The sequence below is a fragment of the Embleya hyalina genome, from assembly GCF_003967355.1.
In the GTDB taxonomy this organism is placed as follows: domain Bacteria; phylum Actinomycetota; class Actinomycetes; order Streptomycetales; family Streptomycetaceae; genus Embleya; species Embleya hyalina.
Map to the genome: position 1 here is coordinate 19,972 of NZ_BIFH01000023.1, position 22,444 is coordinate 42,415.

The 22,444-nt window shown below is 71.8% G+C and carries 19 protein-coding genes and 1 tRNA gene; 10 read left to right on the forward strand and 10 right to left on the reverse strand.

Annotated features, from left to right (window positions below):
* Positions 1–285 precede the first annotated feature (285 nt).
* From EMA17_RS23710 to EMA17_RS51940, 4 genes are all read left to right on the forward strand, one after another.
* The gene (locus EMA17_RS23710) at positions 286–1,053 is read left to right on the forward strand and encodes a GntR family transcriptional regulator (RefSeq protein WP_160161531.1); all 768 of its coding nucleotides are present in this window, start codon (positions 286–288) and stop codon (positions 1,051–1,053) included.
* Between the two features lie 12 nt (positions 1,054–1,065).
* Positions 1,066–1,818 carry a protein phosphatase 2C domain-containing protein gene (locus EMA17_RS23715; protein WP_126639141.1) on the forward strand — a complete coding sequence of 251 codons (753 nt, stop codon included), beginning with the start codon at positions 1,066–1,068 and terminating at the stop codon, positions 1,816–1,818.
* Positions 1,819–1,821: 3 nt separating this feature from the next.
* On the forward strand, positions 1,822–2,271 hold the full coding sequence (locus EMA17_RS23720) for an NUDIX hydrolase (protein WP_126639142.1): 450 nt from the start codon (positions 1,822–1,824) through the stop codon (positions 2,269–2,271).
* Positions 2,272–3,086: 815 nt separating this feature from the next.
* Positions 3,087–3,179 (forward strand) — tRNA-OTHER (locus EMA17_RS51940).
* 120 nt (positions 3,180–3,299) lie between these two features.
* Here the strand turns inward: EMA17_RS51940 and EMA17_RS23725 are convergent.
* Positions 3,300–3,893, reverse strand: coding sequence for a LytR C-terminal domain-containing protein (locus EMA17_RS23725; RefSeq protein WP_307721559.1), 594 nt, complete (start codon positions 3,891–3,893; stop codon positions 3,300–3,302).
* A gap of 151 nt (positions 3,894–4,044) precedes the next feature.
* Complete coding sequence (locus tag EMA17_RS23730) at positions 4,045–4,341, reverse strand: type II toxin-antitoxin system VapB family antitoxin (protein WP_020556786.1); 297 nt, start codon at positions 4,339–4,341, stop codon at positions 4,045–4,047.
* 168 nt (positions 4,342–4,509) lie between these two features.
* On the opposite strand from EMA17_RS23730, the gene EMA17_RS23735 reads away from it, so the two are divergent.
* Positions 4,510–6,066, forward strand: a complete 1,557-nt coding sequence (locus tag EMA17_RS23735) for a helicase HerA-like domain-containing protein (RefSeq protein WP_126639144.1) — start codon at positions 4,510–4,512, stop codon at positions 6,064–6,066.
* A gap of 24 nt (positions 6,067–6,090) precedes the next feature.
* Here the strand turns inward: EMA17_RS23735 and EMA17_RS23740 are convergent, their stop codons facing one another.
* The 3 genes from EMA17_RS23740 to EMA17_RS23750 form a co-directional block, all read right to left on the reverse strand.
* Positions 6,091–7,962, reverse strand: a complete 1,872-nt coding sequence (locus EMA17_RS23740) for an AAA family ATPase (protein WP_126639145.1) — start codon at positions 7,960–7,962, stop codon at positions 6,091–6,093.
* A gap of 112 nt (positions 7,963–8,074) precedes the next feature.
* The gene (locus EMA17_RS23745) at positions 8,075–9,523 is read right to left on the reverse strand and encodes a DUF2201 family putative metallopeptidase (RefSeq protein WP_246126852.1); all 1,449 of its coding nucleotides are present in this window, start codon (positions 9,521–9,523) and stop codon (positions 8,075–8,077) included.
* A 139-nt stretch (positions 9,524–9,662) separates the two neighbouring features.
* On the reverse strand, positions 9,663–10,457 hold the full coding sequence (locus EMA17_RS23750) for an alpha/beta fold hydrolase (protein WP_126639147.1): 795 nt from the start codon (positions 10,455–10,457) through the stop codon (positions 9,663–9,665).
* 159 nt (positions 10,458–10,616) lie between these two features.
* On the opposite strand from EMA17_RS23750, the gene EMA17_RS23755 reads away from it, so the two are divergent.
* Positions 10,617–11,468, forward strand: a complete 852-nt coding sequence (locus EMA17_RS23755) for a helix-turn-helix transcriptional regulator (RefSeq protein WP_126639148.1) — start codon at positions 10,617–10,619, stop codon at positions 11,466–11,468.
* Between the two features lie 49 nt (positions 11,469–11,517).
* Here EMA17_RS23755 and EMA17_RS23760 read toward each other — a convergent pair whose 3' ends face one another.
* Both EMA17_RS23760 and EMA17_RS23765 read right to left on the reverse strand, forming a co-directional pair.
* Positions 11,518–12,348, reverse strand: a complete 831-nt coding sequence (locus EMA17_RS23760) for an isocitrate lyase/PEP mutase family protein (protein ID WP_126639149.1) — start codon at positions 12,346–12,348, stop codon at positions 11,518–11,520.
* 74 nt (positions 12,349–12,422) lie between these two features.
* A complete protein-coding gene (locus EMA17_RS23765) occupies positions 12,423–12,989 on the reverse strand; it encodes a hypothetical protein (protein ID WP_126639150.1) in 567 nt (188 codons plus the stop codon).
* A gap of 133 nt (positions 12,990–13,122) precedes the next feature.
* Between EMA17_RS23765 and EMA17_RS23770 the strand changes: the two genes are divergently transcribed.
* The 4 genes from EMA17_RS23770 (at position 13,123) to EMA17_RS23785 (ending at position 18,145) form a co-directional block, all read left to right on the forward strand.
* Positions 13,123–14,463 carry a BTAD domain-containing putative transcriptional regulator gene (locus EMA17_RS23770; RefSeq protein WP_126639151.1) on the forward strand — a complete coding sequence of 447 codons (1,341 nt, stop codon included), beginning with the start codon at positions 13,123–13,125 and terminating at the stop codon, positions 14,461–14,463.
* Between the two features lie 227 nt (positions 14,464–14,690).
* Complete coding sequence (locus EMA17_RS23775; RefSeq protein WP_126639152.1) at positions 14,691–16,070, forward strand: FAD-binding oxidoreductase; 1,380 nt, start codon at positions 14,691–14,693, stop codon at positions 16,068–16,070.
* 108 nt (positions 16,071–16,178) lie between these two features.
* On the forward strand, positions 16,179–17,501 hold the full coding sequence (locus EMA17_RS55410; protein ID WP_126639153.1) for a sensor histidine kinase: 1,323 nt from the start codon (positions 16,179–16,181) through the stop codon (positions 17,499–17,501).
* Positions 17,501–18,145, forward strand: coding sequence for a response regulator transcription factor (locus EMA17_RS23785; protein ID WP_078976457.1), 645 nt, complete (start codon positions 17,501–17,503; stop codon positions 18,143–18,145). Before EMA17_RS55410 ends, EMA17_RS23785 begins: the two co-directional genes overlap by 1 nt.
* A gap of 108 nt (positions 18,146–18,253) precedes the next feature.
* Here the strand turns inward: EMA17_RS23785 and EMA17_RS23790 are convergent, their stop codons facing one another.
* From EMA17_RS23790 to EMA17_RS23800, 3 genes are all read right to left on the reverse strand, one after another.
* On the reverse strand, positions 18,254–18,895 hold the full coding sequence (locus EMA17_RS23790) for a response regulator transcription factor (RefSeq protein WP_126639360.1): 642 nt from the start codon (positions 18,893–18,895) through the stop codon (positions 18,254–18,256).
* 5 nt (positions 18,896–18,900) lie between these two features.
* Positions 18,901–20,289, reverse strand: a complete 1,389-nt coding sequence (locus EMA17_RS23795; RefSeq protein ID WP_246126853.1) for a sensor histidine kinase — start codon at positions 20,287–20,289, stop codon at positions 18,901–18,903.
* Between the two features lie 191 nt (positions 20,290–20,480).
* Positions 20,481–22,442, reverse strand: a complete 1,962-nt coding sequence (locus EMA17_RS23800) for an FtsX-like permease family protein (protein WP_126639154.1) — start codon at positions 22,440–22,442, stop codon at positions 20,481–20,483.
* Positions 22,443–22,444 lie beyond the last annotated feature (2 nt).

The following is a 22,444-nucleotide window of genomic DNA, read 5'->3' on the forward strand; positions in this document are numbered from 1 at the left end:
TCAGAGACGAGTGGCCGTGACCCCCGACGCACGCGTGATGCCGCGCGCCGAGGACCAAAAACACTCGTTTCGATCTCGTTCGTCACTCTGTTGAGTTCTCAAGGACCGAGCTGTCCCGGCGCTTACAGGCGTACGGCCGAAGCCGTCTTCCCTGGCAGGTCGCGTGGTTCTGACGTGCATAGTTCTGTGGCTCACTGCTTCACTAGTGAGGCAGTGGTGTGACAGTAGCGCCACGGAGCGCGAGACCGCAATACCTCACTAGTGAAGTCGCCTAGGATGGCGTGCATGGCCATTGATCCGACCGACCCGCGCTCTCCGTCGCGGCAGATTGCTGATGAACTCAGGGAAGAGATCACGAGCGGGCGTCTGGCACCCGGTGACGCGCTTCCCTCGGAAAAGATGCTGGTAGGACGCTTCGGGACGGCTCCGGCCACGGCGCGGCAGGCCGTGCGGCTCCTGAAGGAAGAGGGCCTTGTGGTCGCCGAGAGGGGGAAGGGCGTCTACGTGAAGCGGCAGCCGCCCACCATCCGGCTCGGGTCCCACCGGTTCTCGCGCCAGACCCGCGCCGAAGGCAAGTCGGCCTTCGAGGCTGAGATAGAGCGGCAGGGGCTGGAATGGGGGCAAGAGGTTCTTGAACTTGCCGAAGTGCCTGCACCCGAGTGGGTCGCCGAGTGGCTTGGCGTGGATGCGGGGGCCACGGTCTTCGTGCGCCGTCGCCGCAACCTGGTTGGCGACACGCCCACTCAGCTTGCCGACAGCTACTACCGTCTCGACACCGTCGAGGACACGGCGATCCGGACGCCGGACACCGGACCGGGCGGCAGCTACGCCCGGCTCGAAGAGAAGGGGCTCACCCTTGAGCGCTTCCGGGAAGAGATCCGGATCCGGATGCCAACGCCTACCGAGGTGCAGGGGCTGCGGCTCACTCCCGGGACGCCCGTCGCCGAGCTGCGGCGCATCGCCTTCGGGGCGAGCGGGCCGCTCGAAGTGCTTGAGTCCGTGGTGTCCGGAGACAGCCACGTGTTCTGCTACGAATTCGCCGCACCCGAGTAGACGGGAAGAACCTTGCAGGTCAGCCACATCAGTGAGCCGTCGCCCGGCGGCATCAACGATGACTACATCGTGGCCAGCGAACGATTCGTCATCGTGCTCGACGGCGCGACCGCGAACGGCCTGGACACCGGTTGCATCCACGACGTCCCATGGGTGGTGAGCCGGCTAGCCGCCCAACTTTCGGCCCGGCTCATCACGGACGACGGTGCGCCGCTCAGCGAGATCCTGGCGGACGGCATCGCCGCTGTCTGCGACCTTCACGCAGGTACGTGCGACCTGACCAACCCGAACAGCCCGTCGACCACCGTCGCCCTGCTCCGCAACCAGGGCGGCTTGGTCGAATACCTGGTGCTGTGCGACTCGCCCATCGTCATCGAGACGACGTCCGGCGACATCCAGTTGATCAATGACGATGCGACCGCCCATCTCCCCGGCTACACCCGCGAGGTTCTGCAAGAGGTTCGCAACCAGCCGGGCGGCTTCTGGGTCGCGAGCACGAAGCCCGAAGCTGCCAAGCACGCGGTCATCGGTTCGATTCCGGCGAGCGATGTTCGGCGCGCGGCAGTGATGACCGACGGAGTCTCACGTCTCTTCGAGCGGTACGACTGGGAGCTGAGTCGTCTGCTCGACAGCCTCGTATCCACCGGCCCTGCGGCGCTGGTGGAGGCGGTTCGGGACGCCGAGCGGCAGACCCCACCTGGGAAGTTCAGAGGCAAGGCGCACGACGATGCCACCGTTGCCCTCTGTGCTCACTTCGGGGATTAAGTCATGGTTCATCCCGCAAGGCACTCCGTTAGCGTTGCTGGCGTCATCGTGGACGATGCGGGGCGCTGCTTGCTAACGAAGCGACAGGACAACGGCCAGTGGCAGGCACCCGGTGGTGTGCTTGAGCTGGCTGAGTCCATCCCCGATGGGCTGCGCCGTGAGGTGCGTGAAGAGACTGGTCTCGAAGTCGAGCCGCTGGCTCTGACCGGGGTCTACAAGAACATGCCGCTTGGTGTCGTTGCGCTGGTCTTCCGCTGCCGGCTTGTGGGCGGTGAGCTGTCGACCAACGATGAGGTAGCCGAGTTTCGTTGGGTGGATCCGAGCGCCGTCGACGAACTGATGGTCGAAGCCTTCGCAGTCAGAGTGACTGATGCGCTGAGAAGTGCCAGTTCCCCCGCGATTCGATCCCACGATGGGGAGAGCGTGACCCTCGAATCTCGCAATGCGCTTTGACGCACCGGAGAGGTCGATGTGATGTCCGTCATAGTAGAACATGGTAGAAGTGCGTAACTCGAAGCCCTAAAGGCCATGATGGGCATCGAACGTTCTCGAACGTTCCGGAACGTTCCACGATTGTGCCCTTGCTCGATTTCCGGTCTGTGTCGTCACGACTGAAAGTCCCGGGTTTTAGCTGTACTCTCTTCTCCAGCACAACCCTTCTCCTGCCGGGTGTTCGTGACCACCCATGGGGCTTACGAGCCCCGGTCTCGGGAGGAGGTGACTTCGTTGGCGATGCCAAAGTGGCCACGGCGACGAAACGTGCGCAGACATGCCGCTCGGGCCGTTCTTGCGGTCCGTAAGTGGGGTCCAATGGCTTACGCGCTCACGCGTGGACTGTGGGACCTCTATGACGGCAGCGACCCCGGTAACTGACATAAGTCGGTTACCAGGGTCACTGTGCACCGTGCAGCGCGTTGGCCCCGTCTCTGGTTGGCTTGCCATAGGGCGGGGCCTTCGTGCGTCTTAGATGCCGTTTAAACACTACCACTTCTATTGCTTACCTCTATGCGTTCTTCTATCGCGGTGGCTATCGCCGTATGAAGCCATGGTTCTATCGCGCCGTGAGAGTCCAAGTACCGCAGTGTTCGTCTATGCGCTATTGGCTGGGCATCCGGTATCGCAGCCTTCGCGTCGGCGATGACGTATCTCCGACCATGGTGCGCCGTTGCGAGCTGAGCGTGGACCCGCACCGGTCTCAGTTGCGGTCTCATTCGTGGGGGTTCAGAGGCGTTCAGCGTGGCCCGCTCGGGGCGGCTCCGGGCAGGTGGGGAGCGCTCTGGCCTGCGGTGAACGGCCACACGCAGACCTCGAAAGCGTGTGATGGTGCAAGCTATCCGTGGGTTCAAATCCCACCGCTACCGCTCTTGCAGGACGAAGGCGCCATCCGGGTTTCGGGTGGCGCCTTCGGCGTTTTCGGGGCTTGGCGGGCCGTGGGCGGGAGCTGCCGCCCCCTCGGGCGTGGGCGGCAGCGGGGCCTTCGGTCAGCAGCCGGGGGTTTGGCTGGGCGGGGGCGGGGGCGGCGGGGCCAGGATGGCGGCGGCTGCCTCCGGGGTGGCCAGGTCGGTCCACGCGTCGCCGATGGCCAGGTCCACCGAGCCGTCGGTGCGCTGGTCCTCCTTGTCGGTGGCGCCGGCGACCTGGGCGGCGACCACCTTCGCGGGGGTGGCGCCGGGGAAGCCGTGGCGGATCTCGGCGGTGGCCGCGATCGGCGCGTTCAGCGGGTCGTTGGTGACCTTGCCGATGGTGAACCCGCGCGTTTTGAGCGCTTCGGCGACGGTCTTGGCCAGGCCGGTGCGCTTGGTGGCGTTGTAGACGTTCACCGTGATCGCCTTGGGCTCGGGCAGCGGCGCGGCCTGGGTGGGCGGCGGGGCCGAGGCGGTCGGCGAGGGGCAGGCCGCGGCGGTGCCGCCGTCGTCGGACGTGAAGTGGTACACACCCCAGCCGGCGGTCGCCAGGACCACCAGGCCGACCACGATCGCGATCACCACGGGCATGCGTCGCCTGCGCCGCGTCATCCGCGGATACAGCTTGCCAGTGATCTTGTACTGGCCTCCCATGCCGCGGGGAGTGAGCATGCTCATCGGTGTGCCCCCGTCCTCCTCCTGCACGGCATGGCCGTGGTCCCGGTCGCCATGGAGTCGAGGTTAGCGCCGACCTGGCACCTTGCGTATCCGGGCACGGCCGTACTCGTGACGACCACCTGATCGGGCCGCCGAGGTTGCGTGTTCAGCCGAGTTCGAGCACGCGCGCGTGCAGCACCTGGCGTTGTTGGAGGGCGGCTCGGACCGCGCGATGCAGGCCGTCCTCCAGATACAGGTCGCCCTGCCATTTCACGACGTGCGCGAAGAGATCGCCGTAGAAGGTCGAGTCCTCGGCGAGCAGCGTGTCGAGGTCGAGTTGCCGCTTCGTCGTGATGAGTTGGTCCAGACGCACGGGCCGCGGGGCGATGTCGGCCCATTGCCGGGCACCCGACCTCCCGTGGTCCGGGTACGGTTTGCCGTCACCGATCCGCTTGAAGATCACAGGCTCAGCCTACCGGGATCGTGGTCCCCTAACCCCCACCCCGTGCCGAAGCGAGGGAGCGGCGTCGCGGATCGGGGCGGCTCGGATGGCCGATCCGCCGGGGCAATCGGGATATTTCTTGCGCTATCGGTGTATTCGCTTCCCGGATGCCGGCGAGCGGAGGAGCGCATGACCGAGCAGGACGACACCATCGCGACCATCACGGCCGGGTACACCTTCACCGGACCCGCGGTGGAGTTGGGCGCCGCCGTCGTCGCGGGCACCGCGCACCCGCGGGCGCAGGTGCGTGTCCCGCTCGGGGTGCTCAACCGGCACGGGCTGGTCGCGGGCGCGACCGGCACCGGCAAGACCAAGACGCTGCAACTGATCGCGGAGCAGTTGTCGGCGCAGGGCGTCCCGGTCTTCCTCGCCGACGTCAAGGGCGACCTCTCCGGCATCTCCGCGCCGGGGGAGCCCGGGGAGCGGGTCGCCGCGCGGGCGGCCGAGGTCGGCCAGGACTGGCAACCGGCCGGATGTCCGGCCGAGTTCTACGCGCTCGGCGGGATCGGTACCGGGGTGCCGATCCGGGCCACGGTCACCGACTTCGGGCCGACGCTGCTCGCCAAGGTGCTGGACCTGAACGAGACGCAGGAGTCCTCGCTCGGGCTGATCTTCCACTTCGCCGATCAACGCGGTCTGGAACTGGTGGATCTGAAGGACCTGCGCGCGGTGATCCAGTACCTGACGGACGATCAGGGCAAGGCGGAGCTCAAGCGGATCGGCGGCCTTTCCGCGGCCACCGCCGGGGTGATCCTGCGCGCGCTGATCACGCTGGAGAACAACGGCGGCGCGGCGTTCTTCGGCGAACCGGCCTTCGACACCGCCGACCTGCTGCGCACCACCTCCGACGGGCACGGCGTGGTCTCGCTGCTCGAACTCGCGGCGGTCCAGGACAAGCCGCAGTTGTTCTCCACCTTCCTGATGTGGCTGCTCGCCGACCTGTTCCACGATCTGCCCGAGGTCGGCGACCCGGATCGACCGCGCCTGGTGTTCTTCTTCGACGAGGCGCACCTGCTGTTCACGGGCGCGTCGAAGGCGTTCTCGACCGCCATCACCCGGACCGTGCGGCTGATCCGGTCGAAGGGCGTGGGAATCTTCTTCGTCACGCAGACGCCGCGCGACGTGCCCGCCGACGTGCTCTCCCAGTTGGGCAATCGGGTCCAGCACGCGCTGCGCGCCTTCACCCCGGAGGACGCGAAGGCGCTCAAGGCCACCGTGTCCACGTTCCCGCGCTCGTCCTACGACCTGGACCAGGTGCTCACCCAGGCGGGCACCGGCGAGGCGGTGGTGACCGTGCTCGGCGACAAGGGCGCGCCGACGCCGGTGGCCTGGACCCGGCTGCGGGCGCCGCGGTCGCTGATGGCGCCGATCCCGGAGGAGGCGATGCGCACGGCCGCGGCGAACTCGCCGTTGTTCCCCACGTACGGCGTCGCCGTCGACCGCGAGTCGGCGTTCGAGAAGTTGACGGCGGCCCAGGTCCAGGCCCAGCCGCCCGCGGAACCGGGGACGACGCCCGCGGCCGACGAACCCGCGCGCGGGCGGGCCCGGGAGGAGAAGCCGAAGCCCGGGATGGTCGAGCAGATGATGGGCAACTCCGCAGTGAAGTCGATGTTGCGCTCGATGGGCACCCAGATCGGCCGGGAGATCACCCGCAGCCTGTTCGGCACCGCCCGCCGCAAACGCTGACGGACGGGCCGACCGGGGCCGGGCTCAGCGGCGCGGCATCTTCGCGAACGCCTCGATCCAGAAGCGCTGTTTGTCCACCGACTGGCCGACCAGATAGCTGGAGCGCAGCTTGGGCGGCAGGCCGGCGAGCAACTGCGCGACGGTGTCCATGTGTTCGCGCAGCTGGGACAACTCGGCGTTGGCCAGCACCTGGTGCACGATGTCGGTGTCGTCGGTGCCCTCGCCGGACTCCTCGTTGGCCGCGTCGAGTCGGCGCACCCATTCGTCGAGGTTGGCCGAGATGTCGCCGAGGCCGGTGGCCGGGTTCTCCGCGAACCTGGCCTCGAGGGCGTTCAGCGCCACGGGCGCGTATTCGCCGTCGCCGAGGTAGACCTTGGCCATCTCCAGCGGCAGGTCGCGCTGGTGCAGCTTGATCAGCCGCTCCAGGGTGCGCTTGGTGATCCAGTCGCGGCCCTCGTCGTCGATGTCGTTCTTCCACCACTCCAGCACCGTCTCGGCGACCGGGCCATAGGTGGCGATCAGCCACTCGTTGGCCGGGATGTCCTCGGGACGGATGGTCAGCGACGCGGTGAAGCGGGTGGCCTGCGCGATGTTGTTGCGCGAGACGAGCATCTTGCGGCCGAGGTGGTACGGCGGGTTCTGCAGCGCTATCTGGGCGCGCAGGCCGGGGATCGGGCGGCCCGCTATGGACCACTCCTGGGTGACCTCCATCAGCTTGGCGAAGGTGGACTTGTCCTTGGGCCGGTTGTATTCGTCCCAGACGATCACCTTGGCGCCGGGATCGGTGAACTTGGCCGCCAGCAGGTTCTCCAGCGAGCCGTCGGGGGTGGGCACGGGCGCGCACAGGTCCTCGACGTTGGTGACCGGCAGCGAGAAGTAGAGCGGGTCGTGGCCGAGTTCGGCGCGCACCACCTCGCGCACCACCTCGGTCTTGCCGCAGCCGGGCGGACCCTGGATCAGCACCGACCAGCGGCGGTGGATCGCCTCGCGGACGATCCGGCGCACCGCGTCGGGGGTCTGGTCGGGGTTGCGCACGCCCAGGCCGGAGGCGATCCGGTCCAGCACCTCGTCGGTGCGGTCCGGGCCGGGGGAGCCGTCCTTCTTGGTCTCGGTCAGCGCCAGCCGCTCGCCGTTGACCAGCGGCAGCCCCCACACCGGCGGGAAGCCGGCCAGCGCGCAGTCGATCACGTGCTCCAGCGTGCGCGGGGACATCAGTTGGCGCAGCGCCGGGGACAGGCTGGTCCACACCTGGAAGACCTGGGTCAGGTCGGTGCCGGCGAAGCGCTCGGCGAGCTTGTAGCGCCACGCGGTGTCGGTCGCGGTGATCTTGACCGTGACCATGCGGTCCAGGATGGCCAGGTCGGTACGCCGGGTCGCGGTCTCGGCCAGCGACTCGTTGTCGGTGAGGAAGACGCCCACGCAGCCGAGTTCGCGCAGGTCGTGTTCGCCGAGCGTCCAGTTGCAGGCGATCTGCATGAGTTGGGACTGGATCGTCTCGCCCGCCTGCAACGCGTCGTCGATCAGCAGCACGAAGCGTTTGCCGGGCCGCAGTTGACGCATGATCAGCTGACGCAGCACCAGTTCGCCGGTGCGCGTGTCCCGGACCGGCGCGTTGATCAGCAGGTCGTCGGGGGTCAGGTTGGCGGCCGGGACGAAGACCAGGACCGTGTCCTCGTGCCGGTCCGGGATGTGGCTGAAGAACGTGGCGGTCTTGCCGATGCCGTGTTCGCCGAAGATCTGCCCGGTCTGGCCGAGGTCGATCATCGCGTCGATGAACTCCTCGAGCTTGGACACGCCCTTCCACCCCTTGGGGCGCTCGGGAAAGGTGGCGGTGACCTTCCACTTGGGCTCGGACGCGGGTCGGCCGGCGCGCGTGGTGTCAGCGGTGATCGTCATGGTTCCTTCCGGGGGCGGCCGCACGGCGTGCTGTCGCGGAGGGCTTTTCGGCCGGGGGTGTCGGCCGGCGCGGGCATCGGTCGGCGAGGCGGGTCGGCATCGGCGGCCCCGATCAGTGGTCGCCGGTGAGGACGCGGTGGCAGTCCATGGGCGGGTCGTGCCGCTCGGGCCAGTCGTCGCCGCCCTCGGTGATCAGCCAGATCCACTTGTCGGGGTCGGCGGGGGTGATCGGCGGCGCGTAGCCGTCGGTGAGCATCACCACCGCGTCCACCGATTCCTCGAACCGGCCCGATCCCTCGATCGTCAGTCGGCCCTCGACGTAGTCGGCGACGTTTTGGAAGTTGGTGCCCCCGCCGCCCAGCACCCGCTCGCCCGGCTTGAACGGCATCACCGTGCCGTCGAAGCTGAGCCAGTGCGTCTCCACGCCCTCGGCCTTGCCGACCAGTTCGGTCAACCAGGCCACCACCTGGTCGGGCATCGAGCCCGAGGTGTCGTAGGCGATCACCACGACCTTGGTGCGCTCCAGACCGCGTCGGGCGAGCATCGGGTCGTGGCCGAGCGCGGCGAGCAGCGCGCCGCGCTTTTTCGGATAGACCAGCCGCTCGCCCTCGCGCAGCTTGGAGGCGAGCACGTCGACCAGCCACTGCTGCCACCACTCGACCCGACGGGTGCGCTGGGTCTCGCCGCGCAGGAAGCCGGCCCCCAGATCGCCCCAGAGCTTGGAGGTGCGGTCGGTGGCGCCGTCGGTGCGGGAGAGCAGGTCGAGCAACTCCCGCCGGGCCAGCCGCTCGCCCCGCCGCGCCGCCAGCAGCACGCTGCGCAGCACCTCCGAGGCCACCCGGTCGACCGTCTCGCCGTCCATGCCGTCGTGGAGTCCGGTGCCCTCGCCCAGGATCACGTGTACGCACAGCGGCGGCGGGACCGGCGGGTGCTTCATCCGCTTGAGTTCGGCGTAGACCGTCGCGTCGGTGTCCACGAAGTCGTCGTAGGGCAGCGACTCCAGGCCCTGGTCCCGGAGGTCCTCGACGTAGGCGCGGTGGATCTCGCGCGGGTCGATGCCGGTCGGCTCGCCGATCTGCGCGCCGGTGTCCGGGTCGGTGCGCCGCACGATCGGCAGCGACGTGCGGCCCAGGCGGGTCATCGCGACGTGGTTGATGGTCACCTCGGCGGCGAGCGTGAACACCGGGTCGGCGCGCAGGTCGGCCTCGGCGAACAGGTGCCGCTGGATCAGGTGTCGGGCCTCGTGGAAGAGCACGAACTTGACGCCGTCCAGGCCCAGGTCGCAGAAGAACCGCGGGTTGTAGAGCAGCAGGCAGGTGCCGTCGCCGGAGGCCATCACGGCGGCCGTGTCGATCGCGGTGGTCGGGATGTGGTGGTGGCACTTGGTGTACAACCACGAGGCGATGACCGACAGTTCCATGCCGAAGTCGAGCAGCGCCTCTTCCTTGAGCTTGCGGGCCCGCGCGATCACCTCGTCGTCGGCCGGTCGCCACGCCTCCAGCGCCCGACGGTCGGTCAGGCTCACGATCGGTGCCTGCGGGGCACGTTCGCCGTACGCCACGTCCGTCACCTCCCCTCGGTGTCCCTCGATGATCCCAGTGCCGACCGACACCCGCTCGGGTGGTCCGGACACCGCCGTCGGTTCCACATTGTGGGCCGGACCGGGGGCGAGGGTCAGCGGGTTTTCCCGCGTTCGCGCCTCACCCGGCGGCGATGAACTCGCGGACCCTCGCGACGAACTCGTCCTGCTTCTCGAACATCACCACGTGTCCGGCGTCGATCTCGACGTACGAGCCGCCCGCGATCGCATCGTGCAGGGCCCGGCTGTGCTCCACCGGGATGGTGGCGTCCCGCGCGCAGCCGACGACCAGCGTCCGGGTCCGGATCAGCGGCAGCAGCGGGCGGATGTCGAGGGCCACGGCGAAGTCCACGTGCCGCAGCGTGCCCGGGGTCGGCGTCATGTTGTGCGTCATCGCCTCGACCGCGTCGCGACCGATCGAGTTCAGGAAGCCCCGGGCGAAGCCGGTCATCGTCACGAACCGGGAGAACGACTCGGCGTCGGTGTCCCCGAGCCGCCGCCACAGCGCGAAGGTGTTGCGCAGGTATTCGTCGCCCTCGGTGTACGCCCACCCGGCGACCAGGATCAGCCGGTGCACCAGGTCCGGCCGCAGCGCGGCGACCGCGGCGACCACGGCCGCGCCCATCGAGAAGCCGAGCAGGTCCACGGGGCCGAGGTCGGCGTCCTCGATCACCGCGATCACCTGGCCGGTCAGGATCTCGACGGTCAGTTCCCCGCCGTCGTCGACGGTGGCGTCGGTCCCGGACAGGTCCACCGCGATGACCACCCGGTCCCCGTCCAGCAGGGGGGCGGTGGAGCCCCAGGTCACCGGCGCCCCCACGGACCCGACCCCGTGGACGAGCAGCAGCGCGGGGCCGGTGCCGGAACCGGAGACGGCGTAGTGGACCTGGGCGTCGGCGACCTTGACGACGGGCATGGCGAGCTCCTTCACGAAACGGCGGGGTGTCGAGCGACGTCGGGCATCGGCTCCGACCCCTCGAACTCTGCCGCCGGGGCCTCGGACCCGGGAGAGCATCGCCGACCCTGGGATCGGCGGTCCCAGTCTGCGGACGCGGCGATGCGCGACGATGGGCGCATGAAGATTGTTCGGGACCAGCTCGCCGACTTCCTGCGGCGCTCCCGGGAGCGGGTCTCGCCCCGGGAGGCGGGGCTGCCCGCCGGGCCTCGGCGGCGTACGCCCGGCCTGCGGCGGGAGGAGGTGGCGCAGCTCGCCGGGATGTCGGCCGACTACTACATCCGCCTGGAGCAGGCCCGCGGGCCGCAGCCGTCCACGCAGATGCTCGGCGCGCTGGCCCGGGCGTTGCGGTTGAGCGACGACGAGCGGGATCACCTGTACCTGCTGGCCGGGCATCGCCCGCCCGCGGCGCGGACCGCCGGCGACGAGGTGGCGCCGGCGCTGCTGCATCTGCTGGACCGGTTGGACGCCACGCCCGCGCAGGTGCTCGACGACCTTGGTGACGTGTTGGCCCAGAACGCGATGGCGCGGGCCCTGCTCGGCGGGGTGTGTACGGTCTCGGAGCACGGCCGCAACGTGGTGTGGCGGTGGTTCGGCGACGACCGGCAGCGGGCCGCGTATCCGGCCGAGGAGCACGAGTACTACAGCCGGCTGCACGTGGCCGACCTGCGGGCCGCCGCCGCGCACCGGCCGCACGACGCGGCGGTGACTCGGCTGGTGAGCCGGTTGCGCGAGGCCAGTGACGAGTTCGCCGAGTTGTGGGATCGGCACGAGGTGGCGGTGCGGCGGCACAGCCGGATGCGGGTGCTGCACCCGGTGCTGGGTTTGGTGGAGGTGGACTGCCAGGTCCTGATCACCCCCGAGGACAACCGCCGGGTGGTGCTGTACACCCCGCCTCCGGGCGGTGACCTGGCCGATCGGCTGGCTCTGCTGCGCCGACCGGCGGGCGACGACACCCCGGCGTTCGGCTGAGTCGGCGGCGGCCGGCCCGGCGTGGACCGGGCCGGCGCCGAAGCTCGGGTCAGCGGGCGAGCAGCGCGTTCAGGTCGCCGTACGGGATCGCGTCCGCGAGGCCGGTGTAGGTGCCGCTGTCGTACAGCTCCCGCGCCGCGCGGCGGACCACCGCGTAGGCGGCCTCGGCGACGGCGGAGCCCAGGCTGACCCGGGCCACGCCGAGCCGGCCGAGTTCGGCGACGTCGGGGGCGCCGGGGCCGACCAGGATGTTGAGCGGGGCGGTCAGGGACGCGGTGAGCGCGGCGATGGTGGGCGGGTCGATCACGCCGGGCACGAAGATGCCGTCGGCGCCGGCGGCGAGATAGGCGGTCGCCCGGTCGAGCGTCTCGCGCAGGCGGTCGGCGGGCTCGCCGGTGCCTCGGAGGTAGGTGTCCACCCGGGCGTTGAGGTAGAGCGGGATGTCGGCGGCGTCGGCGGCGGCCCGCGCGGCGGCGATGCGCTCGGCCTGGTCGGCGATCGGGCGCAGCGGTGTCGGGCCGCCGTGCGAGGCGTCCTCCAGGTTGATCCCGACGGCGCCGGCGGCGAGCACGCCGCGCACGGTCTCGGCGACGCCGTCCGGGTCGACGCCGAATCCGCTTTCGATGTCGGCGGTGACCGGCACCTCGACCGCGGCGACCACCCGGGCGATCAGTTCGAGGGCCCGGTCGCGGCCGAGGAGGTCGCCGTCGGCGGCGCCCAGGCCCCAGGCGACGCCCGCGCTGGTGGTGGCCACCGCGCGGGCGCCGGCCTCGACGACCAGGCGGGCGCCGGCGGCGTCCCAGACGTTGGCCAGGGCGAGGGGCGCGGAATTCGTGTGCAGGGCGCGGAAGGTCAGGGCGGTGTCACGCGGGCTCGTCATGGTCCCACTCCACCATCCCGACCGGGTCGCGGCCGGCGGTTTTCCGCCGGCATCCCCCTTGGGCGGCGGGGTGCCTATCGGGCCACGCGGGCGCAGATGTCGTCGGTGCCGCCGTGCAGCATGGTCAGGGTCTTGGTGCGGTCGGCGGTGATGTCCAGGATGTACGCGCCGTCGATGGTGTAGACGCCGCGCGGCAGGGTGCCGCCGTTCGCGCGGAAGGTGGTGAGGACGGGGCCGAGTACCAGCCAGCGTTGGGACCCGTCGAGGCGATACTCGACGACGGCGCTGCCGCCGGCGTCGGCGTCGAAGTGGGCGCCGCCGGCGGTATCGGTCACCCGCATGACCAAGGGGCCCTTGTACGCGACCCGCTTCGGGCTGCCGTCGGGGTGGGTTTCGAGGACACGTTGCACCACCTCGTCGAGGATCGCCTCGGCGTGTACGGGGAAGTCGCAGCGGGCACCGGCCGGGTAGTCGAACGGCGGTGTGGGCGGGGCGGGTTCCCAGGTGGAGGGGGCCTCGGTCGTTTGGGTGGTCGTGGTCTCGGACGCGGTCGGGGTGGGGTCGGCGGCCGCTGCGGGGGTCGCGGCGGCGGTGCCGAGGAGGGCGGCAAGTACGGTCAGGGTGACGAAGGTTCGGCGCATGGGGTTCCTTCGCGAGGTGGGGTCGGGTGCGGTCGGCACGCCCGATTCGGGTGGCACCGATCCGGGTGGCGCCGCCCAGCCTCGCTCCCCGCGCTGACCGGATTCTCACCACGCGGGCCCGGTGGAGGTGGTCATGGAGTTTCGGTTGCTCGGCGCCTTCGAGGCGTGCCACGAGGGGCGGAGCGTGCTGGTGGGCACCCGGCGTCAGGAACGGTGTCTGCTGGCCCTGCTGCTGCTCGACGCCGGGCGGGTGGTCACCACGGAGCGGTTGATCGACCTGATGTGGCAAGGGGGTTCGCCCGCTTCGGCGCGCGGCACGGTGCACACCTACATCGGTCGGCTGCGGGCCCGGCTCGCGCCGTACGGGCTGCGGGTGCGGACCCGGCACGGCGGTTACACGGTGGACGCCGACGCGCATGCCGTGGACGTACGGGAGTTCCTGGACCTGGTCGGGCGGTCGGTCGGCGCGGCGGATCCGGCGGAGCGCGTGCGGTGTCAGGATCGGGCACTGGCGCTGTGGCGGGGTCCGCTGCTCGCGGACGTGATCGACGACCGGCTGCGCGGTCGGCTGGCCGGGCGGCTCGACGAACTGCGCGTGTCCGCCCTGGAACAGCGTGCCGAGGCCCGGCTCGCGATGGGGTTGCACGATCGGGTCCTGGCCGATCTGGCGCCGGTGGCCGACGAGTTCCCGGCTCGCGAGCGACTGGTGGCGGCCCGGATGACCGCGCTGTGTCGCGCCGGTCGGCGGGCCGAGGCGCTGGAGGCGTACCGGCGTACCCACAAGGTGCTGGTGAGCGAACTGGGCATCGAGCCGGGATCGACGCTGACCGGCCTGCACGAGCGCATCCTGCGCGGCGACCCGCGCCTGGATCGGCCCTCGGCGCCGGTGTACGCGGTGCGGGTCGGGGAGGAGTGGCTGCCCTGGAACACGAGTGGGCATCCGGCGCCGGAGTTCTGCAACACGTACGCGGGCTGGGGCGGCCCCGAGCGCCCGGGCGCGGACTGGTTGCGCGGCTACGCCACCCTCGCGGTGTGGACGGGGCATCTGGACCTGGCCGACGAGCGGCTGGTCGGGTGGCTGCTTCGGCGGGCGCGGGAGCGGCCGGACGAGGCCGCTGCGGCACTGGCGCGGGCGCGGGAGTTCCGGGCCGATCTGTACGCCTGCCTGATCGATCCGCAGGACGTGCGCGCGTTCAACGCGGTGGCCGAGACGGCCCGGGAGGCGGCCGGGGTGGCGGTGTTCCGGCGCGGCGAGGATGGGCTGGGGCGGTGGCGGTTGTCGCCGGCGGCGGGGTTGGCGCTGCCGCTGTACGCGGTGGCCCGCAGCGCGGCCGAGCTCCTGGCGGATCCGCGCCGGTTCCTCGTCCGCAGGTGTCCGGACGAGGCGTGCGGCTGGCTGTTCCTGGACGCGAGCGGACGGCGTCGCTGGTGCAGTCTGGCGATCTGCGGCAACCGGTGCCGGGTCGCGCGGTGATCGGCGGGGCGCGGTCGCGTCGCGCGGTGATCGGCGGGGCGGAGCGGGGCCGCCCGGAATTGCGCGTCGCCGGGCTCGGCGGGACGCTGGACGGGTAAGCCCTGCGGCGTTCGGCGAGTCCTGCAGGCCACGGCGGCGCCGGGGGATGGGCGCATGATTGCTTCCCGAGGGCCGGTCGGCACGCGACCGGGCGGGTTCGCGGTCCGCGTCCCGTCAGGGAGATGGTCATGGACGGCACAACGCTCGAAGACATGCGTACCGCGCTGCGCGGGCCGGTGATCGGGCCGCGGGACGCCGAGTACGACGCGGCGCGCGGTATCTACAACGCGATGATCGATCGGCGTCCGGCGGCCGTCGTGCGCTGCACGGACGCGGCGGACGTGATGGCCGCGGTGGACTTCATCCGCGACCACGACCTCGAACTCGCGGTTCGCGGCGGCGGCCACAGCGGTGGCGGGCTGTGTGTGGTCGACGACGCGGTGACCGTGGACCTGCGGCCGATGCGCTGGGTGCGAGTCGATCCCACCGCGCGCACCGCCCGGGTCGGCGGCGGCAGCCTGCTCGGCGACCTCGACCACGCCACGCACGCGTTCGGCCTGGGCACTCCCGCCGGGATCATGTCGACGACGGGTGTCGGCGGGCTCACCCTGGGTGGTGGACACGGCTATCTGACCCGCCGGTACGGGCTGACCGTGGACAACCTGGTGGCCGCGGACGTGGTGCTCGCCGACGGCCGCCTCGTGACCGCGAGCGAAAGCGAACACCCGGATCTGTTCTGGGCGTTGCGCGGTGGCGGGGGCAACTTCGGGGTGGTCACCTCGTTCCGCTTCCGGCTGCACGCGGTGAACATGGTGACCGCCGGTGTCACCGTGTGGCCGGTCGAGCACACGCGCGAGGTGCTGCGGTGGTACCGCGAGTTCCTGCCGCAGGCGCCGGAGGACCTGTACGGCTTCTTCGCGCTGCTGACGGTGCCTCCGGGGCCGCCGTTCCCGGAGGAGATCCACGGGCGCGCGATGTGCGGCGTGGTGTGGTGCTGGAGCGGTGATCCGGACGCGGCGGAGCGCGTGCTCGCCGTGGTGCGCGAACCCGGCGCGCCGGCCTTCCACTTCGCGGCGCCGATGCCGTATCCGGCGCTCCAGTCGATGTTCGACGAGCTGATCCCCGCCGGCCTCCAGTGGTACTGGCGCGGGGATTTCTTCGATCGCGTCACGGACGACGCGATCGACGTGCACGCCGAGTACGCCGAGAACCTGCCGACGGCGTTGTCCACGATGCACCTGTATCCGATCGACGGGGCGGCGCGTCGGGTGGATCGCGACGACACCGCGTGGGACTACCGGGACGCGGTGTGGTCCGGGATCATCGGCGGTGTCGATCCGGACCCGGCCAACGCCGGGACGATTCGGCGGTGGTGCGTGGACTACTGGCAGGACCTGCATCCGCACTCGATGGGTGGCGCGTACGTCAACTTCATCGGTGAGGGGGAGGGCCACGATCGGGTCGAGGCGACGTATCGCGGGCACTACGACCGGCTCGCCGAGATCAAGCGGAAGTACGACCCGGGGAACCTCTTCCACGCGAATCAGAACATCGTGCCCGCGCGATAGGGCCGGCGTCGTCGGGTTCGGGCCGAGGGGGCGTCTGGGGGTGTGCCCTACCCCGAGGGCCCGGAGTACCCGCTGGGCACGGTCGTTTCCGGCGGCGAGGATGTGGTCATGACCCAGACGACCACATCATCCCCGGTGGCGGCCTCGCCGCGTGAACTCCCGCGGGGGGCAGGCGCGTTTCGGATGTTCTCGCGCCGACTCGGTTTCCTGCTGGGCGGGTTGCCGCTGGGCGTCGCCGCGTTCGTCGTCGGGCTCGGCGGGTTGGTGATCGGCTCGGTGGGCTCGGTCCTGGTGTTCGGGATCCCGGTCCTGGTCGGGGTGTTGGCCGCGGCCGGGTGGTTCGCCTCGGTGGAGCGGCGGCGGGTGGAGGCGGTGACCGGTCGGGCGTTGCCGCCGCACGGCTACCGGGCGTCGACGGGCACGGGCTTCAAGGCGTGGCTGCGCGCGCTGCGGGAGCCGCAGTCCTGGCGCGACCTGACGCACATGGTGGTGTCCTTCCCGCTGCGGGTGGTGGGCTTTTGCCTCGCGCTGACCTGGACCGTGGGCGGGCTGGGGGAGGTGCTGTACGTCGCGTGGTCGTGGCCGATCCCGCGCGACGAGGGCAAGCGGGGTCTGCTCGACCTGATGTTCGGCATCTCGTCGCGGGCCGCCGACATCGCGTTCAACACCGGGATCGGTGTGGTGGTGCTCGCCACGGCGGCGCCGATGGTGCGGGCGCTGGTCGCGATCCAGGCCGCACTGGCCCGGGTGTTGCTGACCAACGAGACGGCGGCGTTGCAGCTGCGCACCGAACAGCTGGCACAGGGTCGGCGCAGCGCGGTGGCGGCCGAGGCGAATACGCTGCGCCGGCTCGAACGGGACCTGCACGACGGCCCGCAGCAGCGGCTGGTGCGGCTCACGATGGACCTGGAGACGGTGGCCCGTCGGCTCGACGACGACCCCGAGCGGGCCCGGCCGCTGGTCGCCGACATGATCTCGCAGAGCCACGAGGCGCTGACCGAACTGCGGGCGTTGTCCCGGGGGATCGCGCCGCCGATCCTGGCCGACCGGGGCCTGGTGCCGGCGCTGACCGCGGCGGCGGCGCGGTGTCCGGTCCCGGTGGCGCTGACGGCCGAGTTGCCGGAGGGGCGGCGGTTCGCCCCGGCGGTGGAGAATACGGCGTACTTCGTGGTGACCGAGGCGCTGACGAACGTCGCCAAGCACGCCGGGGCCGAGCGGTGTTGGGTGCGGGTGCGGGTGGACGAGCGGGCGTTGTCGGTGGAGGTGCGCGACGACGGGCGCGGCGGGGCGCATCCCGGCAAGGGACACGGCCTGGCCGGACTCGTCGACCGGTTGGCCGCGGTGGAGGGCCGGCTCGACGTGGTGAGCCCGGCCGGTGGGCCGACCACGCTGACCGCGGAGGTTCCGTTGAGCGGGGTGGGGGAGCGTTGATGCGGGTGGTTTTGGCGGAGGATTCGCTGCTGCTGCGGGAGGGCCTGGTCCGCCTGCTGGAGGAGACCGGCGCGGAGGTGGTCGCGGCGGTCGGCGACGGCCCGTCCCTGGTGGAGGCGGTGACCGCACACCGGCCGGACGTGGCGGTGGTCGACGTCCGGATGCCGCCGACCTTCACCGACGAGGGGCTGCGGGCGGCGCTGCGGATTCGCCGCGAGGTGCCGGGGACGGCGATCCTGGTGTTGTCCCAGTACGTCGAGGAGAGCTACGCCGGCGACCTGCTGGCCGACGGCGGCGGCGTCGGCTACCTGCTCAAGGACCGCGTATCCCGCCTGGACGAACTCTCCGACGCGCTGACCCGCGTCGCGGGCGGCGGCACCGTCCTGGACTCGGAGGTCGTCTCCGCCCTGTTCACCCGCCGCCGCGACGACCCGCTGGCCGCCCTCACCCCACGCGAACGCGAAGTCCTCGCCCTGATGGCGGAGGGCCGCCGCAACACCGCCATCGGCCGCACCCTGTCCCTGACCCAGGGCACCATCGAGAAACACATCTCCGCCATCTTCGACAAACTCGCCCTCCCCCCGTCCGACGACGACCACCGCCGAGTCCTCGCGGTCCTCACCTGGCTCCGCACCAACCCCTGACCCGCCGCGGCGCGGCGTCGCCCGCCGGATCGCCGAGGGCACGGCACGAGGTTCGCGGTGCGTGTGCCCTCGGCCCCGGGAAGCCGAACCGCTCCGCATCGAGGGGGTTCAGCGCGAGCCGAGATAGGCCAGGACGGCGAGGACGCGGCGGTTGGTGTCGTCGTCGGGCGGCAGGCCGAGCTTGGTGAGGATGTTGCGGACGTGTTTGCCGACGGCCGGTTCGGAGATGTCCAGGGCGCGCATGATCGCGGCGTTGGACAGGCCTTCGGCGATCAGGGCGAGGACCTGGTGTTCGCGCGGGGTGAGTACGGCGACGGGTTCGGCGCGGCGGCGCAGGAGGCGGGTGACGACCTGGGGGTCGACGGCGGTGCCGCCCGCGGCGACGCGGCGCAGGGTGGCGGCGAAGTCCTCGACGTCGACGATGCGGTCCTTGAGGAGGTAGCCGATCGCGCGTCCGCCACCGCCGGCGAGCAGTTCGGCGGCGCCGTCGGGCTCGATGTACTGGCTGAGGACGACGATCGGCAGGGCCGGGAACGAGGCGCGCAGCGCGAGTGCGGCGCGCAGGCCCTCGTCGGCGAACGCCGGGGGCATGCGGACGTCGGTCAGCACGAGGTCGGGGACTCGCTCGTGGACGGCGGCGGTCAGCGCCGCGCCGTCCGGGACCGCGGTCACCTCGAAGCCGAGGCGCTCCAGCAGCCCGGTGAGGCTTGCCCGGAGCAGGACGGTGTCCTCGGCCAGGATCAGGCGCATCGGGTTCACCGGTCGTCCTCCTGTGGATGGGGCGGGCACGGGATCGTCACCCGCACGAGGGTCGGCCCGCCCGGTGGGCTGGACACCCGGATCGTGCCGTCGACGACCGCGACCCGGTCGGCGAGCCCGGTCAGCCCGGTGCCGTCGGCGAGGCGGGCGCCGCCGCGTCCGTCGTCCTCGACGTCGACCGTCAGCCGGTCGTGCCGCACTCGGGCGGTGAGCCGGATGTTGTCGGCGGCGCTGTGCCGGAGCGCGTTGGCCAGTGCCTCGGCGGCGGCGAAGTACGCGGCGGTCTCGACCGCCTGCGGCGGGCGGTGCGGCAGGTCGATGTCGGCGGCGACGGGCAGCGGGCAGAACTCGGCGAGTTCGTACAGGGCCGCGCCCAGCCCCCGGTCGGTCAGCACCTGGGGGTGGATGCCGCGGATCAGTTCGCGCAGGTCGGCCATCAGGGTCTTGGCCTGGTCGTGCGCCCTGGCGACGGCCTGTCCCGCGGCGGAGTCGGCGGGCAGGTCCATCCGGGCGAGGCCCAATTGCAGGGTCAGGCCGAGGAGTTGTTGTTGGGCGCCGTCGTGCAGGTCGCGCTCGATGCGGCGGCGCTCCGCGGCGAAGCCGTCCGCGAGGCGCGACCGGGAGCGGGTGACCTCGACGAGGCGGGTGGCCAGCGGGTCGGGGCGGGGCTCGACCAGGGTCCGGGACAGGGCGGCCTGCGCGCGGACGAGGGTGATGAGGACCACGATGCCGAGGACGCCCGCGGCGAGCCCGGCGGCGCAGTACGGGAGGGCGTCGGGGACGCTGCGCGCGTGGCCGATGCCGAGCGCCACCGGGCCGCCGCTGCTGCGCGCGACCACGAGCGGCGCGGCGAGCCATATCGGGCACAGGACGGCCCAGGTCGCCGCGAGCAGCACCAGCCCGGGTCCGGCGACGGCGACCAGGTACCCGGCGGCGACCTCCCGCCAGGCGCGGGCCGTGGTGTACCTCGCGCGGAATCGAACGGCATGGGGGCGCGGCTCGGGCGCGGTCGGCTCGGTCGGCGCGGATGCGAGTACGCGCAGCCGGTGGCGTTCCAGGGCGGCCAGCGGAGCCGCGGCCAGGGGCGCGACGCCGACGGTCAGGAGGATTCCGAAGGTCAGGAGCGCGGCACGGCGGGCGGCGTCCGCCCACGAGGAGATGTCGGCCGGCCGGGCGCACGCCATCAACACCGGCGCCGTGAGCGCGCCGAGGACGACCAGGGCGAGGAGGCCGACCGGCAGGCCGAGGGCGAGGTACGCGAGCCCGCGCAGCCGCCGCCGCGGGCCCGCGCCGGCCGTGTGGTCGGCCGTGCGGTCGGCGGTCGCGTGGTCGGCGGTCGCGCGGCTTCCGGACCGCCGGCGGCGAAGCAGGGCGTACGACGGCACGGCGGTCCTCTCGTGATCGTCGGCGGCGGTGCGCACACCGTACCCACCGAGCCGCCGGAGCCGACCGACCGGTTCCGTCGGCCCCCTGCCCGGCCCTCCGGTCGCGGGCCCGACGGTCGTCGGCGCGGATGGCGCGGATGGCGCGGCCCGAACGACCGGCGCGCTCGGGCCGCACCGACGCGTGGCGACCGTCAGGTACGCGCCCCGGCGAGTCGCGCCGGCCGCTCCCGCGTCGCCTCGCGCGTGGTCACCACGGCGGCCACCACCGTCACGGCGAACGCCCCCAGCACGGTGGTCGCCAACATGCCCCACGGCACCACCACGATCGGCGTCCCCGTCGCGGCCGCCGTGCTCCGGGCCGTGCCGGCCATCCCGGCCGCCGCGACGAGACCGCCGAGCAGGAGGCCGATCGTGGTCACGGCACAGGCTTCGACGAGGGCCATCCGTACCACCTGCGGGCGTTCGAGGCCGCTGAGCCGCACGACCGCGAACTCGGCGCGGCGTTCGGCCGTGGCGATGACCAGCGCGTTGACCACGCCGATCAGGGCGTAGACGCCCGCGAGCCCGAGCAGTACCGCGAAGATCTTGTCGTTGCCGTCCTGCTGCGCGTCGGCTCGGCCCTGTGCCCAGCGCGCCACCGTGGTCGACTCGCCGAGGCCCGCCGCGCGGACGCGCTTCGCGACCTCGGCGACGGAGGTGCCCGGCGCGACCGTCAGCACGGATTCCGCCGGCGCGGCGGCGAGGAGATCGGCGGGCAGTGCCTCGCGCGGAATCAGGAACTCGTCGCCGATGTCCAGGGTTTCCGGAAGTACCGCGACCACCCGCAAGGTGCGCTCTCGGCCCGCGACGTCGACGCTCACCGTGTCGCCGACGCGCGGGGCGCGGTAGCCCTCGGCGGGCACCGCGGAGCCGACGGCCACGGTGTCGCCGCGAAGGTCGGCCAGCGAGCCGGACACCGGCACGAGCGTACGGGCCCGTGCGTAGGCGGCCGGGTCGACGGCGATCACCCGCTCGTCGAAGACGTGCGGCCGAGCGGCCCCGGGGCCGTCCCGGCGAACCTCGGCGGTCACCGGCACCGGTACGGTCAGCCGGGTCGACACGTCCGCGACGCCGGGGATCCCCGCCAGCCGCGCGGCCCGTGCGCCGTCCGCCGACGTGACGACGAGGTCGCCACGGGTCAGGTGTTCCTGCTCGACACCGATCGACCGCGCCAATACCCCCAGCGCGCCCGACAATCCGAGGACCAGCGAGACGAGGGTGATCAGCGGCGCCGCGACGGCCGCGTTGCGACGCGCGCCGTCACGGATGTTCGCCTCGGCCAGCGCACCCAGCGCGCTGCGCCGCAACATCAGCCCGAACACCCTTGCCACGAGCGGCACGACCAGCGGAGCGAGCGCCGACAGCGCCACCGCCCCGACGACCGCGAGCACCATCGCGATGGTGACCGCGCCGATCATGTCGGCGGCCTGCGCGCCGACGGCGAGCAGGATCGACAGGGCGAGGCACGACAGGCCGACGCACCACCGGCCCGGCGTCATCACGCGGGCCGCCGCGCCGGTGTCGTGCATGGCCTCCAGGGGACGGATGCGCCCCGCGCGCCGAGCCGCGTTCCACGAGCCGAGCAGGGCGATGCCGGTTCCGGTGGCACCCGCGACGAGCACGGCCTTCCAGTCCCAGTACGTCGGGCGGAACCCGGCCGGTACGAAGCCGACGTGTTCCAGCAGTCGCGCCTGGCCCCACGTGGCGACCAGCCCCAGCGGAGCGCCGCACAGCGCGCCGACGACACCCAACAGCAGCGATTCGGCCGCGAGCAACCGCCGCACCTGGCCGCGGCCGCCACCGAGCACGCGCAGCAGGGCGAGGTCCCGGCGGCGCTGGGCGACCGCGAACGCGCAGGTCGAGCCGACGACGAAGACCGCGAGGAACACCACGAGCGGGACCTGAAGCCCCATCAGCATCGCCGCACCGACGAAGCCTTCGCGCATCTCGTTGCGTTCGGCCCGCGGCAGGTCGGACGGGATGACCGGATCGGACACCGACATCAACACCAGCAGCGACGCCTGGACGAGCGCGACGCCCAGCGCGATGGCGACCAGCGCACCCGCGAACAACTGCTTGCGGTCGCGCAGTGTGCTCCAGGAGAGCGTGAACATCG